The organism is Gammaproteobacteria bacterium, from assembly GCA_013816845.1.
Taxonomy (GTDB): Bacteria; Pseudomonadota; Gammaproteobacteria; order DSM-16500; family DSM-16500; genus Aquicella.
Genome location: JACDDU010000006.1, coordinates 107,944 through 126,279 on the forward strand (window position 1 = coordinate 107,944; position 18,336 = coordinate 126,279).

An 18,336-nucleotide genomic window follows, 5' to 3' on the forward strand; every position below is an offset into this window, starting at 1 on the left:
GTGTGGCATTGTTTTTTTAACTCCACAGCACCATACTACGATCTTGCTTTACACCAATAAAACATTGTTGTGATACTCGGTTTCCAGCTGAAAAAGCCCGTATTGCATGTGGCCGTCTAGTGTTGATTAAAATTAATTCGCCTTTAGTAGGTTTTATTAATATTGAATCTGAATGTTTTGCGCGCCAATCATAATCACTTTGCATTGTTGATGCTTCATGGATGGGTATGGGAGGGATATCCCAAAGTTCAAGCTCTCCTCCTAATGCTGGCAAGGATAGATATACATTCGCGGAATACTGCGCAATAATTTCAAAAACATTCGGTGGTAATAAATCAATATGGGGTAGAAGTTCTGACATGTGGGATTTCTCAGGGCGATTCATCACACGACCAATACCTAACGTCATATTTTTTTTATTAAAAGATGCAATATTTGCACCATGCGCCCAATTTTCATCAAGCTCTAAACGAAGCTTATCAATGGGAGAAGGTCGGCCTTGGCATGCCTTGCGAATTTCTTGAATAGTTGTTAGAGCAGTAGCGTAATACCGCTTATGTTCTGCGGAATTTTCAGTTTTTCCAAAAGTAACATTATAAGAAACACCTAAACGATCAACGCCGCAGTCAATATAATTTATATGGTCATTAATCATGATGTCATGAGGATAACGTTCCAAATGGTCAGCTTGAATAAACCACTGCGATAGTTTATCGCATAAAGCAGGTTCAATATAATTGGGTATTCTTATAGCCAAGAAGTCTTGATTGAAGATTTCATCTAAAATGTCAGGTGTAATTTGACTGACGGTTTTAATTCGCAGCATGGGTTAAACCCCAGTAAGTGTTAATAAATTAATTTTATCTTTTACGTATTAAAGCAAAGAAAGCTTAAATTGTTATTTGATTTTAGACATGCCAATACCTTAGGGTTATGCGTTAATAGTGGAACTAATGGTTTACAAGCATTCTTTAATAATTTTTAATTAAAATTCAATATCATTGCTACAAGATAAACTGCCCATGGTTTAAAATGTTGATAACTTATTTTAAGTTACCCGGTAAATTAATTATGGGTAATAACAATTTTTTTTTAGGCGTAAGTAACTGATTAATTAATAATAAATATAGGTTGTTCCGTCATGCTAAACAATACCGTAAAAATACTTTAGCGTGTTTTCAAAATGAGGACGCGTTATAGACATTTTTTTTATCAAAATTAATTAATTAAATCGATCGCTAAATAAACGCTATACTTTAGAAAGGTATAATTTAATTCGACTTATCAAATTAATAAAAATTTTATAACTTAACTACATAAGCACATCTTTGGTGCATGCTTTACTCTTATTATTAATATTTTGTGTTACTTTAATACTTAGGAGGACATTATGTTTAATAAGACCAACGGAGCGTTTGATCTGGCAGGGCTTGATGATTTTATCGAAAAGCCAAGCTATGATTGTAATGAAGATGAACTGGAAAATGGTGTTAAAAAGATATTAAACCTCCTTGGTGAAAAACCCTCTGCGATAATGAATATCATTGCAAGCCATCCATTTATTCCTGCGAGTTTTCTTCTCGATGACCTTGCTGAGAAGATGAATAAAAGAAATAATAAAGAACAACTTGTCTTACTATTTGATGCATGCTCAAATGATTTGATTGAAGCGTGTCTGTGGAATCTGCATGATTTGGAAAGATGTATTAAGTCAATACCGACATACCGAGATAGAATTATTAAGAAGGTACTTTCAAATGAAAATTGGATTAAAAGAATTTTTGATGGGGATAAAGAGCCCGCCAAAACTTTAAAAGAAATTGAAGAAAAATATCCTGATTATAACGATGAATTCATTGAAAGTTATAATCAGTTTTATAATGACGCAAATTTTCTTTCTAAGAAATACTAATACATCAAAATGTAAGACGATACTTGACCTATCCTATACTTCATACCGTATATTTGCTCCGCAGGAAGATATTCTAGCGAAGAATAATCAGTAAAATTCATCTGAAAACTAAAATCATGAACTTGTTCATTTGATGATATACCAACCGAAAATCTTTTTTGCTTAAGTCAAATCTCAGAGGGAATAGGGGATTTGGAAACGATGGTAAGCCCTAACTAAATGATTTTTTTTAGTAAAATTATTTAATTTTAGGGTGCCAATTATTATATAATTCACGAATTTCCGCTTTATTACCCGGAACGATAGATAGAAATAATCTTTCTTCATGTGCCTTGTCGTTGCGCTGCAGGCGAAATGGCTTGCGAGAGTGCAAGCATGTTTGCAATGACTTCTCTATTTGCAGAATCAAATTGAAGAGAATTAAATTTCGGTCTTAAATCATGAGGAAGGGGATAAAACAAACTTGCAGGCCCTTTAAGGGTAAATAATCCTTTATATTGAATTCCTGTATACGGTGGGTAATAGTAACCATCAGTATGCCAGCGAGGCGTATCCCAAAGATCAGTAGCGATGGATGCTCTAACAGTTACCCAGGCTGTTTCTTTTCCGAATCCTATAATAACCTCCTTGACGAGTTCATCAATTAAGATTGAAATGGATTGGGATAAATCAGCATTATTTGGATTTAATGATTTTATAAACGCATCCAGTTCATTTACTATTTGATCTAATGTTCCAAAATTATCATATGCGCGCGGCGTGTCGATACGCATATTATTTAATTTATTAATTTCTTCCTCAGATAATTCAATATTAAAATTAATAAATGGTTTATTTGCATTTAATCTTCTTAAAGAATTTTTAACTTCACTAACTATTGAGATCTTTTGCATAACATGACCGTTTCCCAATTTCTATTGTCTAAATTATATCATCTCTTGCAGCTTTTCGTGCAGAACCACCATCTTTTTCCAATGGGGAAGCTCTTTTGTTGCCTCTGCGGTATTTATTTCGGTGACAGCTCGATTTTGTCATCGTATTGTTTTATTGGAAGGCTGACAGGTTGAGCTATAAGTTGTAATCATTGCAATGCTTTCTAAAATTGCAATACTGAATACTTCTTTGACGAGTTTATCATAAAGCAGAAGCGAGCAAGGATAATTTAAGAAAAATAAAAGTATGCTAATTGTATTGCCATTCTGCATTTTGCAGTACTGATAAGCCTTAAATGGACAAGTTAAAGGTGGAAGCATTATTCCGATTTGTTAGACACAAAATAATTAAAAAATTTTAGTTAATCTCTATACTTATTTTCATCCTAAGTTTATTATCAGCGAGCTTTATAAGCTTCATTTGAATCTACAAGGAGTGTTTTGTATGTTTGTCATTAAAAAGTCTAGCTATTTATTTTCAATTTCAACTTTTTTATTTTATTCCATGGCTAGTTATGCTTTCAACTCTCATATTGCTGTTGGGACTTATTTAGAAAAAAATAGTTTCGCGCCTTTATTACTTACCAGTCATAACAATGGACTTACTTGGGCCCACAATAAAAATATTAGCGGACTGCCTCCCCACTTAGGTAATCTAAGCATCGATTATATAAATTGCGATGCAAGTACCTGCGTTGCTGGCGGACAAAGCCAAATCGGGCAAACGATCCACCCAGTATTGTTAGTAAGTAATGATAAAGGAAACACTTGGTCTTATATCAATAAAATTTCTGGTTTTCCCTCCCAGGCGGATAAATTAAATATAAAGGCAATCCGCTGCACAGAGAACAGTTGCATCGTAGCGGGGCAATTGCATACCAATCAAAAAGATATGCCTATGCTACTTGTTAGTACCAACCATCATACATCTTGGTCACTGATACCCAATATTGCAGGTCTACCACAAACTTATTATGCATCTATCAGTTCCCTAAGCTGCACAGAGCACACCTGTATTGCTGTCGGTGAATATATTATAAATAAAAGCAAAATCCCGCTTCTTTTACGAAGTATTGATGGTGGTCAATCATGGTCATTGAAATCCATTCCGGCTCTTCCAGCAGATATATGGCGCTCTTATCTCGATGCCGTAGAATGTTCAGGAAATACTTGCATTATCGGTGGAAGTTATCGAACGATCAAAAATAGTTTTACAGAAAAATTATTATTAGCAGTGAGCCATGATAAGGGTGCGTCGTGGAAGCTGATAGAAACGATTACTGACTTTCCACAAAACGTGGATTTTAACTCACCTATTAAATATATTCATTGCAAACAAAATCAATGTGTGACAAGTGGACAATATGATGAAAACTCAATGACCAGTTATCCACTTATCTTAACGAGTGCTGACAATGGTGATTCTTGGTCTGCTGTTAAAACAATTTCGGGACTTTCTCATTTCCAGCAATTTAGCTTAAATACGGGCCCAATGGATTGTAGTGGCAGTACATGTGTGATTACAGGAATGAAAGTAAATGAACCTTATCATGGCAATCCTTCGCCTTTATTATTAATTAGTCAAAATCACGGTCATTCATGGTCTGCAATTAATTTGGTTTTAGGTTTCCCTTATCGACAAGTGCAAGAAATTAATACTTATGCAGTTCATTGCAAAGATATGACCTGCATGGTAAGCGGGTCTTATCTTGATAAATTAACCCATGATGCTACTAAGACCGTTCCCATGTTACTTGTGAGTCAGACGAAAGGTTTAACCTGGACATTTAACTTGCCGTTAAACCAAACGGTGGGTGAATTACACAATTTAGCGATAATAAATGAAGTATAATGAGCGGTTGCGTCAGTCGTTTGTAAGGATTTATATGATATTTAATGATGCAGTATTCATCTGATATTTGGTTCAATTGATTAACCATCCAAAAATCATCAGTAAAATTTACAAATACTTATCATTGCAAGCGGGCAACAGGGGAATGTGATTGAAAATTATCTACCCATTATTAGTTTGTTGGCCCTGCCGATAAATTAAACACAGTTAGTGAAGCCAAATGTCCGTTAAAAAATTTAAATGCTTTTAATAGACTATTGTGGGTATTTCTTTATGAAGACCCTTTAAAATATAACGGTATTTGCAGAGGTAGTTGGATTCTTCAGTTACAGAGATATAATATTGGGCAAAATATCTTATTGCACTGTAGCATCCGTGTCGAACGATGGGAGAGTAGTAATGTTACACAATAATTTCAGTGAAAAAAACAAGATATCGTTGCAGTTTTACGCGACATACAGCCCAGCATAAATGTAATAGAGAAGGAATCACGCAGAAAACAGACAAAAAAATTACAATTAATCCGTGATCGAAGTGAATTAGGGTTAGAATTAAGTGATGAAAATTTGAAAAAGCTTAATAATATAACCATTTCATAGATTGAACTCAAAATTAAGATAAATAAAAGAGCGATAAGATGATTAATGATATAGAAGTCAAAGCATATTCTGATGGTGTCGCATTACGTATAACATTTAGTGACCCTAATCTTTATAAAACAATAAAAGAAAAGTACAAGCTTAATTCTTTTATGTGTGAGGATGAAAAATTATTTTTGCATTACCAAAAAAGCTACGCTAGTTTGGATAAATTACATAACTTGTTAGATGAAATTGACAAAGCAGCCCATGATAAAAGTAATAGAGATTGTTTGGCATTGATCCTTCAGGCAAAAACAAATTTGGAAAAAAATAAGTATAAAAAATTAAACGACGCACCACTCACAAATTATATGAATAGAAATGCGTTATATAAAACTATTCCTTTAGAGTCTCATCATACTCTAAGTCCGAAGAGTGTGAAAAAAAGACCTGAAATAACCGGAGAAATTGATGTGCAAATCCAAAAGGTTAACAATTTATATACAAAATTTGAAACCTTTTATAACTTAAAAATCTTTCTCAATACTTCAAAAGCAATTCTTGACGAAATAGTAGAACGGTATGATATTCCCATTAAATCAAACATTTTGAGAATACAACAGAATGAATGGATGTATGAGTTATCTCAAACATACAAATTCGCTCACCGAGGACAGCTGGCAAATTTAATTGCCTTTCTCCTAGAGAAAAAATTTATTTCGGGTGAACGAGGTAAGGAGTTGACGGAAAATTTGATGAATACACCGCCTTGCAAAGATTCTGATTTAACACCTTTGTTCAACGGCGAACCCTTAACAAAAGATTATATATATGAAAAGCTCACTGTTGCATGGGACCCTTATTATGATTCGGCAGAGCTACATCGTACTGAAGAAGCAAAGCAAAGTGATTTAACATTTCTTAACCAAAATTTATTTGAAGAAATAGAAAAAAAGTTCTCGACATTATTTTCTAATCAGTCTTATGGTTTAATTCAAAAATTAATCCTAGTCTGTAAAGATAATACTCATTGGTTTGAAAATAAATATCAAGAAAAGCTCGCAATTTTAATAGATAAGTATCAATCCATAGCAGACAGTCATCATGAAACTGTACCAACTAAGTCTTTTAACCCATAAAAATTTTTAATAGTATTTTACGAATGGCCATTGAGAAAGATCCAATTGAAGTAATTTATCAATATTAAATTATTGATAATTATGATTAAAAAATTTCAAGTATGGCCTGACCCTTTATCCAAGGCTTCAAAACGAAAAACCGCAATATTTTACCTGCCAAATCACTACATAAAATTTAGTTGTCATAAAAATCCTTGGTAGGAAAGAGACGAAGAATATGTATAATTCAAATTTCAGTACAGGACTTAAAAAATAATCTTTAGAAGCAAAGAGTCATCAATGACAAATGGATACTGAGTATAAAGACGATGTTATGAAAAATTTTATTGATCAGAATTATAATGACATTGCTTTTAATTTATTTACCCCCGAAGAAGTTATGACAAGATTAAATTCAGCTCATTTTGATTTTATGAGTATTTCACTTAAAAAATTTTTGTTAATAATTAATCCGCAGGATATAGACTTTAGCTTACAATGTTTGATCGAAGCTACACCTAAAATTCTAAATGATTCGAAATTTTATCATTGGGTTCCTAAAATCCTTCACGAGCATATCAGGCGTTATGGTAGAGCCTGGGCCGCACATGAAGTGATGATGTGGCCAAGGTTTTTCAATCCTTAGAATTAGGTGGTGTCCCCATTATAAAACTAAGCGATTCGAATGATTGAATATTATGGAAAATAACTTTAATTATACTAAGTATCGGTATTGTAATAACAAAACCGATAATGCCAAAAAGTAAGCCACCTAATAACATACCAATTATTATAGAGAAGGGATTCAAACCAACTTTATCACCAATAATATTAGGCGAAATAAGATTTCCTTCTAAAAACTGAATGAATGAAAATATAAGAATGACGCCAACTGGGTACCAAATGGAGTTCATTGTCATTAATGAGAAAAGTATAGGTAATGATGCGCCAATTAATATGCCAATATAGGGTATAACTAGTAAAAATGCAGCTAAAATTCCAAAGAAGAACGCGTGAGGTATTCCAATAGCTAATAATCCAAGAACATTCAATATGGCAACAATAAAGATATCTAAGGAAAGCCCGATAAAATATAGTTTAATGATAGTCACACTTTCTTCAATTATTTTTTTTATACGACGATGATTTTTTTGTGCAGTGATTTTAAATAAAAAGGTAACTAGGAACTGACGATAATAAAGTAAAAAAAATAATGAAAGCAAAAAAAATACAAACGATGTCAATATATTTTTAGTTAGCCCAATTATATAATTCACGTAAGATGATATACTTTTACCTATATTACTAAGCGAAGCTGTTAAATAATCTGTTTGCTTGGGCGGCTTTATATCTAGTTTAGCGGCTCCCCATTGTTTAATTGAGTCTACATAGGATCCCAATTTGCCAAAGCTAGCGTTAAAATCAAAATTAATATTTGCTATTTGTACTGAAATGCAAAAAAAGATAAGAAGCAAAACAAACATGACAAGTAATACAGATGCCAAACTGCTAAAGAATCTTGGCATGATTTTCTCAAATACGGAGCATAGAGGAGACAAGCCTATCGCGAATATTATGCTAAGTATTAACGGGTCAAAAAAGATACTCAAATGATCAATAACATGCCAAGTTAGTATAATACTTCCTATAATAAAGAAGTACTTAATATATGTAGGAATTTGTATCCTATCGTTAGTTCTCACTATCTTTCCCTGCAATGAAAATATATTCTCTAAGAAATAATATCACAGACCCTGTATAAATATCGGTTATAAACAGTTTATAGCCTGGTGGTAGGGTAAGTTATAATTTAAATCGTTGAAAACATATTTATTTCTGGATCAATGGCCTTTGTCTAACCTAAAGCAGAGCTTTACCTTTCTAAATAGAAATAACTGCGTAAAAAAAATGTCATTAAATTTTCATACCTAATGAGGCCGCCTGACATATCCAGCAAAAAGTTTCGTTCATTTTTTTATGGGTGGGGTAGGTGTAGGTGGCTCACGGTTAGATTGGCAATTACTTTTGATTGGTTCGTATCTAAAAAGATTATTGAATAAAGAAATAGGTAACTACTTCTTCTTTATTGTCTTTGTTCATCTGTCCAACAGCCATTGATAAGCTTAAATTGGATCCATCATTGATCGGCAAAGATGGCATACTTACCCCATTAATTAAAGAAATTCTCGAAGCAACATTAGATGGAGAAATGGATTCTCACTTGCAAGACTGCAAAGTACAAGACCAAGCTAATCGGCGTAATGGTAAATTAAAAAAGCTCATGAAAACTGGGACTGGCTCTTTTGAACTTAATTAAGAAACGACAAACCGTCTTGAACGAATTACTCGATAATAAAGTTCTATCGTTGTACGCCGCTGGAATGAGCTATGAGACGATAAAAGATCACTTGTCTGATATATGGCCTTTGAAATATCTCCTGCTAAATCAGCCTCATTACCGATAAATTAATGCCTATAATCACAGGAGTGGCATAACCAACCATTAGAAAAGGTCTATCCAATTGTATTTCTAGATGCCATGCATTTTAAAGTTCACGAAGAAGGCAAAGTAACGAGCAATGCTTTTTACTTTATCCTTGGTATTAACAAAGAGGGGATTAAAGATACTTTAGGAATGTATCTTTCTGAAAATGAAAGCGCACATTTTTGGTTAGGTGTGCTGAATGATTTACGTGCATAGGCTTAGAAGATATTTTAATAGCAAGCATTGATGGTCTAAAAGGATTTCTGGAAGCTATCGCGCAAGCATTCCCAAAACGGAAATTCAACTTTGTGTCGTGCATCAGATTCGCAACTCACTCAAATATGTTGTGAGCAAAGATCAAAAGTCTTTTATGCTTGATTTAAAACTGGTTTATAAGCTACTAGCAAAGATTTAGCGGAACATCGCCTGCTGGAATTAGGAAAGAAGTGGGAAAAGAAAAATATCCTGCTGTTATCAAATCATGGCAAGCAAATTGGGACGCACTATCGCAATACTTTAAATATCCGGAAGATCTTCGCCGGGTGATCTATACTACTAATATTATCGTGGGTTTTCAACGTCAAGTGCGCAAATATACGAAAAGTAAATACGCATTCACTAGCGAAAATGCATTAATAAAATTAATTTATTGTGCCTGCCAAAAAATACTGGAAAAATGGAATGCGCCTATGCACAATTGGGCGTTAACCATTTCTCAACTTCAAATTTATTTTGAAGACCGTTTAAGCTTAGAGCTGAGGTGATTTTAGAATGACACAGTTTGATGACCGCTCTCGCAAAACTAGCAGTCCGATTGATGATGGTAATTTTATGTATTTATAATTAATAAAACTACATATTGTTGCTGAAGCATCTAAAACTGCAGATATCTCAAAAAGATTCATCGCGTCTCCATTAAAGGCTACAAATACTTTAATCTGCAGGTTTTATTTTGTTGGTAATAGCATCCGCAATAGTATTTCCCTTTGTAAGATGCTGACTGGGTGGCCAACCTTCGCGTTGTTTCTCGCGATTACCATCTGTTGTTTCTGTTTGATCGTGCCAAAGGATAGTTTGCGTAGGAAATGGAATATCTATTCCTTCTTCATGAAAGCGTTTCTTTATTCCGCTTAACACCTTCCCCCTGATACGTAGCACCTCAAGCTGCTTTGGTGCTGTCCACCAACGTGCTCTTAGACTATTATAATATGCTCCTAATTCGACTATAATAACTTCTGGTGCGGGTTCCTTTATAATCGTATTAATACTACCTAATATTTCCCGGATTATTTGAGATGCTTTTTGTAGATCGTCACTAGAACCAATACCAATATCATATTCTGAACAACGCATCCCATAAGTAGTATTAACCGTAATCGCATTTGTATAAATTTCTCCATTGGGTATTAGAATACGACGCCCGTCGTATGATTTTAAAAAGGTTGTGCGTGTATCCACAAATTCCACTGCTCCCTCAAAATCTTTATACTTTATCTCATCACCAATTTTAAAAGGTTCCTGTAGAAGGATTAAAACACCAGATAAATAATTCTGTAATATATCTTTAAAAGCGAAACTAAGAGCCAACCCTCCTAAACCTAACCCTGCAAGTAAATCAGCTGGTGTAATAGAGGGAAAGATGACTGCTAAACTTATTAATATACCAGCTAATATAAAACCCCATTGGGCTAGCCTTGCAATCACGAGAGCTACATTATAATGACGTCTGTTTATCATTACATTCTTAATAATACTTCGAGCTAACTTACCCGCTATGAAAAAAATTATAAATACAAAAAGTCCAATCGCAAATATTGGCAACGCTTGTAAAAAATTTTGAAGAATTAAATTCAATTTTTGCCATATCGTTGTAATATTAGGTGCATGGATAGATAGCTTAGCTGTTAAATCATTCTCGATAAGTGGAATTCCATCAAATGTAATCATTCCATGTTTCCTTAAAATTTTATATCTATTTTTATAAAGTCACATTTTTAATTCGTACAATTTTTTAACTTCATTAAATCTTTTATCAAAAATGCCGTGATCTTGAGGAGATTGTAATTTGTCTTTGGTCATTTCTGCTAAGATATGTGCTTGCGAATTTAACAAGCGCATAAATTCTGTATTTGCAGTTCTTTCAAACATTTCTTTTATGACTTTTATCATATGTAAGGATGTGTTTCGGTCGCGACTAACATAAGGAAATATTTGCCCGAAAATTCTTTCTAAGTAAATCGAAAGTGTGACTGGGTACATGATTACGCGTATCTTGTTATTTTTATCGTATTTATTTTTGTGCTGTATTTGCCTTGTTGAAAACAACTCAATACTACTCTGTAACCAATTAATTGCTGTTATCGCAGTAAATGGGTCATTAATTCCTGGAGAAAGAGCGCGAGCAATTATTTCAGCTATTTCATCTGACAGTAACAAGAAGTCTTGACTTTGATCCCTTTCCTGACCTATAGCAAAAAACGTTGCAAATGATTTTTGAGTTTCTTCATCCATTTCCTTATTAATGTACATTAAGGGCGTTTGGAGAGTTACAAAATCACCTGGTTGACGTTTAATTTCTATGACACATTCTTTTTCAACAGAGAGATTGCAAATACCTTCGATATCAAAAATACGAATATATCCCGAATGGTTAGGAAAAATTGGGTTTGCACTGATAGAAAAATTTGTAGACCGATTTTTTTCCTGCTCTAGAGGCGGGTCAGCTATAAGATCTACCAATAGCGGGTACTCTTTATCAATCATTTTGGTTAAATCAAGCCCAATTTTGGCAAGAATATTGTATACGTTGAAACTAGAAGCAATATGATGAATGAAAAAGATGAATACAGCTATATTGAATATTGCTAGTAGCATCGCGGTAAAAACTGATATATGTGGAACAAATGCTTTCACAATAGGCCATTCATTGCCATTCAAAACTAAGCGTAACACTAACAAACAATAGAGAAAGGTTGCGATAAAAGTGCCTAAAGTATATTGATTAACTTTATCTCGCATAAAACTATGAATTAACCTTGGGCCTATTTGACCCAATGCAAAAGAAACAGCCATTATAGTTATTGAAAATGTAACTCCCGCAACAGTTATCATTGATCCTGCGATTGTGGACAAGATGGCTCTGGCGCCTTGAGGCTGATTTGCAAAAAACAGAGTATTATTGTGAAACCCAGCTTGGTTTAACCACCAATCCAAAGAAGTAGTTGTTAAGGCAAGTAAAATAGCTAAGATAGCCATCATCAAGGGAATGAACCAATAACTTGCTCGAATATATGCCAATATATTCATCAAATATGTTTTCATGTGTCCTTAATGAAATCTATGGAATTAATTTCAATAATTAACGATTGTTAAATATTATATCTTTTTTATTTAATTGTTATTAGGAGGATTTCAAGTTTATGCAAAAAAAAACATCGAAAGTTGAATAATATATAAATTTTTAATCAACCACATTTCCGATAATGCTCATTATAGGAAATGCCATAATTACCCACAGGGGGAAGACAAATGCTAATAGTAAAGATTATTTTTTAAATGTATTTAATAGATAAACTTATATGAGAAGGAAATTGCCCTTAAAAAGGTAAATCGCAAAAAACAATCAGCAGCAATATGAAAACGGAAACCCCATTATTACAATGTTTAGTAGGTAAACATGATCTGCCCCGAGTTTAGTAGACACTAATTTCTAAAGTCCACTTGCAAGCTCATATTGTTCGGGCGATTTATATCCAATAAATGAATGCTTGCGTTGCCGATTATAAAATACTTCGATGTAATCAAAAATAGATTTCTTTGCTTCATCACGAGTTAAATATTTTTCATGATAAACGCATTCTGTTTTAATTTATGAAAGAAACTTTCCATTGCGGCATTATCCCAGCAGTCGCCCTTGCGGCTCATGCTGCATTTAATACGATTTCCTTACGCAAACGGTTTAACTCTGTAATGAGATTGGTTTGATTACCGCTTTCATCAGTAATGGTTTGATTTTTATTTTTTTCTTCACTAATCCAACTGTATAGTGCTGATTCTTTTATTCCCAAATCTTGAGCTGTCTTGGCTATTGGTTGTGCGGATGATAATGCTAATCGTATTGCTTCATCTTTGAATTCTTTGTCGTACTTACTCATTGGTTACACCTCGTTTGATGGTTGATTCTATCAAATTTGGTGTCTACTGAATCGGGGTCAGTTCAAATAGCCAGGGCGGTTCCTAGAGTATTTCTTGGGATATGCGTTGATCTCGACAATATACAATTGTTTCAGACCATTTCATTGGCGGTGGTGTCCATGAAATCAATACTGGCTGGCAAGATATATGGGTATTATCTCTAAATTAGTTTGGTTGAAAATCCCCGCGTAGGTCAGCGCAACAACTAATAACAATGCTGTTGATTCGAGTGAGATTCAAACTGAATCACCATCTCCAAATGATAGTGTCATCCCAAAGTTTAACTCTAAATAAATTCCGAATTTCCATGAATTAAATTTATATAATTTATAGTGCGAATGTTTCAAAATAATAATTTAAGATATTTTTAAGGTTTTTAATGGGTTTTCGCAAAAATAAGTTTGGAACTGTCTGATAAATAGTTATTACTACTATGATTTTTTGTAACACATTTTTAAGTTCTTGCTAATCTCACCTTAAGTTAAGTTTCTTATACTATAGTTTTCCATGAGGGGTTATTTTGTGCCGGATAATAATAGAATTAGTACCGTATCAGAGTTGTCTCAAGATAGTCTAATTGACGAATTCTGGAGGGTTATTGCTGCAGAAGGAAGTGATATTGTTGCAACTTTTCTAAGGCAAAATGCGACTAAGTTAGAAGATCACATTCGTCATTTTAAGCTCTTGCAGCAATACGCGATAATTAAAACATTAAGTAACAGATTTCATTATGTTAATTTAAAATTAGTGTGTCAGTGGATGCACCAGGCAACGTTATTAGGTTTTTTGGAAATTAACGCAGGGGTTACAAATAATAAAATGCAAAGTATTGTTCGTTGTGTTGCAGAAGAAGTTTCTCGAAGGCAAAGACAGGACAGCAATATTAACACCAACAATAACAACAACAATAATAATAACAACAACAGTGAAAATGATCATATCTCTCAAATTTTTACCGACGAAGCTGAGGAGCAATCCAAGAAGCGCAAAGCTCCTGCAGCATTAATATTCTCGGATTCTAAATCTATTGCTGAACAAGAACACGATTTCAAAATCATTAATATTTTAAAAGATAAACGTTTAGCTTCTAATCCGATTAGAGATTTTTATACTAAGACTCCGCGATCTACATTACTAACAGTGAAAAACTCAAATACACGACCGGCAACGTTAGGAAATGTTAAACGTTCCAAAGCTTTATTGAATAAAAATGCGTATGTCCTGCGGAAAAATGCTCCTTCTGTAAGTATAGGGCCGCTTAAGGTGGCAAGTAATGATTCCAAGGCAAATGATGTAATTTCTGTAGATAACAATCCTGTTACAGTAGAACCTCTGGTACCATTTTACGCTCAAGGATTAGTGTCTACTTTATTTCAATCTCCTAAATTAAATAATTTATGTACTCCAATTTCTCCGGTTGCTGAAGCAAAATTTTCTACTGAATTTAATCCGGATGATTATTTGAATCTTGAATCCGATTCTGACGATGTCACTCCTAAATCTCCCCACAATTATAACTAAATAAAAGAGATGACGCTGAAGGAAAATCAGAAAGTAAACGTTAACCCGACGGCTAATGATTCAGGTGTACTGGAAATCTTTTTCATACTAACAGTTTGCTCGCAATTTTAGTGGTAAAGCCATACTTATCGACGCAAAGAAAAAGACGTGCTGTTTGGACCGAAATTAAAAACGATCGCTATACAAGACAGCTTCACGGGTGAGTAACTGTTCACGCTCTTCTAAGGAAGCTGTAATCATTTCCTCTACAATCACTATATACCTTTTTTGACATTGCGATGTCTTGCGCAATTAGCTCATGGTTATTGTTGTTAACATATTTTTCTCGCATGCCCTCTAAGTGTGTGATCGTTGCTTGCAATTGGGAAAAACAGTCATCCCCAAGCGTTAATACCATTTGCTTAAATGCTTCATTGTCAGCATCAACATAAATGCAGGCGGCGCTAATTTTTGTAATTCAGCTAAATCTTTAGCAATGATGGGAGTAGTAGGCAAATCATTAAGCCGCTGCTGTAAAGGGGCATTGATTACCCCTGCTAAATACGGCCGCCCGTGATAGTCTGCCAAAAGTGCACGTAACCGCTCATCATACCACTCGTAACTTTGGAGCAAACCGTAAGTATGTTCTTTTAATGCTAAAAAAATTGGTGGCAGCGTTGCACTGAATAGCTGCTTAGGTAAAGAATCAACATTTACCATATATTCCCTGATGCTCGAATTCCCTTTTTTTGTTAAACTAAGCACAGTACCTTTTTTGTTAAAGATAACAAAACTACAGAATTTTATGTGTTGCAACAATTGCCTTTATGCCAGTCTTATACGGAATTTAGTCATTAATGCCGTTAATATTGACTGAGTAATGATTGCCAGATAGGAATGGGAGAAAGAGCGGATACGAACAAAATCATAAAAATAATGAAATTTCACTGATAGGTTTATCATCACAGCTTGGATCATATGTCAATTTGAAATTTTTGTCCTTATCAAAACATTTAGTCGAGCGGAAGAAGTTATGTTGATGGCCAAAGTTTGTATCGTCAATACATGTTGTTAACATTGCACGCCAATCGTATAATTTTGGAGATATTGTTGATAAATGATTTAATTGTCGTTGTTGCCAATACTTTTCCCAGCAAGGATCTTCCCAAAATGGCGGGATTTGCTCTATGTCAAAAAGATCCTCAACCTGAGAATCTTCTTGAATCATGACAAATTTAAAAGTCTTTTCAATAAGTGCTTTAACATCAGGTGTTCCCTCTGCATAGATTTTATAGCATCTACGTAATTCTTTTTCAGTGACGCTACTAAATTGCGAATCATTTAGCTCGTCAATATTTCTTGCGGTATGTGATAGCGCCACTTTTTTGATATCTAGTGTGAGCGTTTGATTCTGATCTTTCAAACCGATACAAAAAATAAAAGGGATAAGATCACTCCCTTCTTTCATCCGTTTATAATTTTCTATAATTAAGCTGGTAATGATTGATTTACATTCGCGAGCGCCATTAATCCTTACCGTAAGCAAGTCTTTATACTTTTTATCTAAATATTTTATTTCATCAGATTTAATAACAGGAAAATTTACCCTTTCCCATGAATATGTTTTAATTTTAAATTCATTTAATGCGTCCATAACCCCATAATAACGAAAATCTCTTAAGCCAAAGACTACAACCTCATGAGAATCGCCAATAAGCTTTTTAACTGCGTTTTTTCTAAGCTGCATTAGATTGAATTTGGCTCCATAGGAAAAATAATCGACATTATTTTAGCCATTTGTAGTATATTTATCAATCAATATCCGCTATTTAATTTGTATATTATACAATTTATTACCAGATAGCAGATGATGTTAAAAATATATCTAGGCTTCTCAACTATACCTGGCTGTGCATATTTTCAACAATTGAGCTGACGCCTCGATTATCACAAGTGAATAGTTGATACATGCGATCCTGCAAAGCAACCTCCCAAAATTACCGATTCTCAGTGCTTTACCTGCATTAACCCAAGCCAAAATAAATTAGTTTTTGTTTAAAAATAATGTCGCTTTCATTCAAACAGCGTTTACGATCTTTATTGTCATAAATAGGTTGATCAAGATCAATGGTATTTAATTCCAGTAAACAATTAATATAATGAATTATATAGTAAATTGTGCTTATTACTTTACGGTATATATTTGCTCATTTCTTCATTTTTCTAATTTCTTCATATTATTTTAAGGTAATTAAGATAAATTATGGATCGATTACCTAATAATGATAAAAGAAGACGATGATGATATTTAATAATTCAAAAGAATTTAGAGATGCGTTGGACAGTGTGATTGCGTATGCCTCCGTAGCGTTTTTTTTTCTGGCATGCTTATTTGTAGCAATGAAATGGGAACGAAAAAAACTAAAGAGAGTTCCCTACGTCGGCAATAGTACCCAGCCAAAAATTTATTCTAATACATCATCTTCTCATCTAGATAGGCAAAATTATGGTGGCAAAGTAAGCGCATATCAAGATGCGCAATATGACCAGGACATTAATCAACTCATTATTGATGATCAAGGTCCACAAGCAGCTAAAGGTAAAGAAAATATAGTAGAGGTAAAACCAGTCAAGAAATCTCGAGCACGGGTAAGTTCACGTTATAGTAAAAAGAGCAACAATAATAATGTCAGCAGCAGCAATAGCAATGACACGAGAACGAATACCATCCTAGCGCCCCTCTCCCCGAAATTGGATACATGTGCGAAAATCCAAAAAGCTCTAAATATACCTGCGACTGTTTATAAGCTAGAAGATCAGGATAAATATATCTATATTGATCAAGATTTAATGAGTTACTTAGTCAAGAAAGAGAAAGACCTTCCTAATGCGGTAGCAGATTTATTACGCTTATGTAACATCAAAAAAGTGATCACGCATCAGGGTAGCAAAGGTGAAGAAGGACTTATTTTTAGAGACACTCCTTTTAATGAAAAATATCAAACCGCTCCATCAGCTATCATAAAGAAAAGTTATTATGTTAAAGGCAAAACGAAAAGCCACTATCGATTTTTTGGCACACAAGTTGCTCATAGCACAAATACAAATGGTGAAAAGCTACAAGTATATAGATTAAATGGCATACGAAAAAAACATAATGAGCAAGGAAGAGTTAAATATTTTAATTCGGCTATGGTTGCAAACGATTTTGAAAACGATGTCACCGATAAGTTGGCTGTAAATAAGCGTAAATAATCTCATCAATTAAACGTTACTTATTATGAGATGGCGTATTGCTTGAAGGAAGGTCCATCAGCTCCTGCGTTTTATGCGCATGCAGTTTAAGCTTTTAAATGATCGCCTGCTGCAATACTTGCAGAGATGATGTTAGCCACAATTGATGTTCAGCATCAGCAAGGAATATGCGAGATTGAAGTGTGTGTATCGATTAAAATAATCAGTGATATTCCAATGATTAAACTTGAAATTCACACCGCTTTATTAGATTTCGGAAATAAATTACCGTGCATTATAAATGCTTAACTTAGTTCATTCGTAGAGCAAAAAAGATTTTGGCTGAGCACCTTCAGGGGTGCAATGTAAACTTAGCAACTCGCATGGGACCTCTTTTATATTCTGGCAAATTGTTAAATTGATTTAACGTTATTTCTACTAACAACCCAAAATAGTTACGCATTTATTGATAGCGAAATACCTTGCCCTCCCTTTAACACTATCAAACAACTTGCAAACAAGATTGAT

Annotated in this window: 16 protein-coding genes and 1 pseudogene; 7 read left to right on the plus strand and 10 right to left on the minus strand. The window is 33.9% G+C overall.

Translation table 11 applies throughout. The features are described 5' to 3' along the window. Nucleotides 1-16: 16 nt before the first annotated feature. Nucleotides 17-826 (minus strand): 2OG-Fe(II) oxygenase, encoded by an 810-nt coding sequence (locus H0W64_11345; protein ID MBA3662319.1) that lies wholly within the window; start codon nucleotides 824-826, stop codon nucleotides 17-19. A gap of 564 nt (nucleotides 827-1,390) precedes the next feature. Between H0W64_11345 and H0W64_11350 the strand changes: the two genes are divergently transcribed. Further along, nucleotides 1,391-1,912 (plus strand): hypothetical protein, encoded by a 522-nt coding sequence (locus H0W64_11350; GenBank protein ID MBA3662320.1) that lies wholly within the window; start codon nucleotides 1,391-1,393, stop codon nucleotides 1,910-1,912. A 323-nt stretch (nucleotides 1,913-2,235) separates the two neighbouring features. Here H0W64_11350 and H0W64_11355 read toward each other — a convergent pair whose 3' ends face one another. Then, nucleotides 2,236-2,805, minus strand: a complete 570-nt coding sequence (locus H0W64_11355) for a hypothetical protein (GenBank protein MBA3662321.1) — start codon at nucleotides 2,803-2,805, stop codon at nucleotides 2,236-2,238. 484 nt (nucleotides 2,806-3,289) lie between these two features. Here H0W64_11355 and H0W64_11360 point away from each other — a divergent pair, with 484 nt between their 5' ends. The 3 genes from H0W64_11360 (at nucleotide 3,290) to H0W64_11370 (ending at nucleotide 7,041) form a co-directional block, all read left to right on the plus strand. Beyond that, nucleotides 3,290-4,696 (plus strand): hypothetical protein, encoded by a 1,407-nt coding sequence (locus tag H0W64_11360; protein MBA3662322.1) that lies wholly within the window; start codon nucleotides 3,290-3,292, stop codon nucleotides 4,694-4,696. 637 nt (nucleotides 4,697-5,333) lie between these two features. Continuing rightward, complete coding sequence (locus tag H0W64_11365) at nucleotides 5,334-6,416, plus strand: hypothetical protein (GenBank protein ID MBA3662323.1); 1,083 nt, start codon at nucleotides 5,334-5,336, stop codon at nucleotides 6,414-6,416. 313 nt (nucleotides 6,417-6,729) lie between these two features. Beyond that, on the plus strand, nucleotides 6,730-7,041 hold the full coding sequence (locus tag H0W64_11370) for a hypothetical protein (protein MBA3662324.1): 312 nt from the start codon (nucleotides 6,730-6,732) through the stop codon (nucleotides 7,039-7,041). Here H0W64_11370 and H0W64_11375 read toward each other — a convergent pair. Beyond that, nucleotides 7,031-8,098: an AI-2E family transporter gene (locus H0W64_11375; GenBank protein ID MBA3662325.1), complete on the minus strand. Its 1,068-nt coding sequence runs from the start codon at nucleotides 8,096-8,098 to the stop codon at nucleotides 7,031-7,033. The two genes, H0W64_11370 and H0W64_11375, sit on opposite strands and share 11 nt — an antisense overlap. A gap of 383 nt (nucleotides 8,099-8,481) precedes the next feature. Between H0W64_11375 and H0W64_11380 the strand changes: the two are divergent. Next, nucleotides 8,482-9,644: pseudogene (locus H0W64_11380) on the plus strand (IS256 family transposase). A gap of 169 nt (nucleotides 9,645-9,813) precedes the next feature. Here H0W64_11380 and H0W64_11385 read toward each other — a convergent pair. The 5 genes from H0W64_11385 to H0W64_11405 all read right to left on the minus strand — a co-directional run bounded on the left by H0W64_11385 (nucleotide 9,814) and on the right by H0W64_11405 (nucleotide 13,034). Further along, on the minus strand, nucleotides 9,814-10,827 hold the full coding sequence (locus tag H0W64_11385) for a mechanosensitive ion channel family protein (GenBank protein ID MBA3662326.1): 1,014 nt from the start codon (nucleotides 10,825-10,827) through the stop codon (nucleotides 9,814-9,816). Between the two features lie 39 nt (nucleotides 10,828-10,866). Continuing rightward, the gene (locus tag H0W64_11390; protein ID MBA3662327.1) at nucleotides 10,867-12,201 is read right to left on the minus strand and encodes a DUF2254 domain-containing protein; all 1,335 of its coding nucleotides are present in this window, start codon (nucleotides 12,199-12,201) and stop codon (nucleotides 10,867-10,869) included. 388 nt (nucleotides 12,202-12,589) lie between these two features. Continuing rightward, on the minus strand, nucleotides 12,590-12,748 hold the full coding sequence (locus tag H0W64_11395) for an IS3 family transposase (protein MBA3662328.1): 159 nt from the start codon (nucleotides 12,746-12,748) through the stop codon (nucleotides 12,590-12,592). Further along, entirely contained in the window at nucleotides 12,712-12,804 is a 93-nt protein-coding gene (locus tag H0W64_11400; GenBank protein ID MBA3662329.1) for a hypothetical protein, read from the minus strand. Before H0W64_11400 ends, H0W64_11395 begins: the two co-directional genes overlap by 37 nt. Further along, entirely contained in the window at nucleotides 12,801-13,034 is a 234-nt protein-coding gene (locus tag H0W64_11405) for a transposase (GenBank protein ID MBA3662330.1), read from the minus strand. The genes H0W64_11400 and H0W64_11405 overlap by 4 nt, the downstream gene beginning before the upstream one ends. 562 nt (nucleotides 13,035-13,596) lie before the next feature. Between H0W64_11405 and H0W64_11410 the strand changes: the two genes are divergently transcribed. Beyond that, complete coding sequence (locus tag H0W64_11410; protein ID MBA3662331.1) at nucleotides 13,597-14,595, plus strand: hypothetical protein; 999 nt, start codon at nucleotides 13,597-13,599, stop codon at nucleotides 14,593-14,595. Between the two features lie 387 nt (nucleotides 14,596-14,982). On the opposite strand, the gene H0W64_11415 is transcribed toward H0W64_11410, so the two are convergent. Together H0W64_11415 and H0W64_11420 are read right to left on the minus strand one after the other, a co-directional pair. Next, entirely contained in the window at nucleotides 14,983-15,294 is a 312-nt protein-coding gene (locus tag H0W64_11415; protein MBA3662332.1) for a hypothetical protein, read from the minus strand. Between the two features lie 205 nt (nucleotides 15,295-15,499). Then, nucleotides 15,500-16,321 carry a hypothetical protein gene (locus H0W64_11420; protein MBA3662333.1) on the minus strand — a complete coding sequence of 274 codons (822 nt, stop codon included), beginning with the start codon at nucleotides 16,319-16,321 and terminating at the stop codon, nucleotides 15,500-15,502. A gap of 551 nt (nucleotides 16,322-16,872) precedes the next feature. Here H0W64_11420 and H0W64_11425 point away from each other — a divergent pair. After that, a complete protein-coding gene (locus H0W64_11425) occupies nucleotides 16,873-17,829 on the plus strand; it encodes a hypothetical protein (GenBank protein ID MBA3662334.1) in 957 nt (318 codons plus the stop codon). Nucleotides 17,830-18,336: the final 507 nt, after the last annotated feature.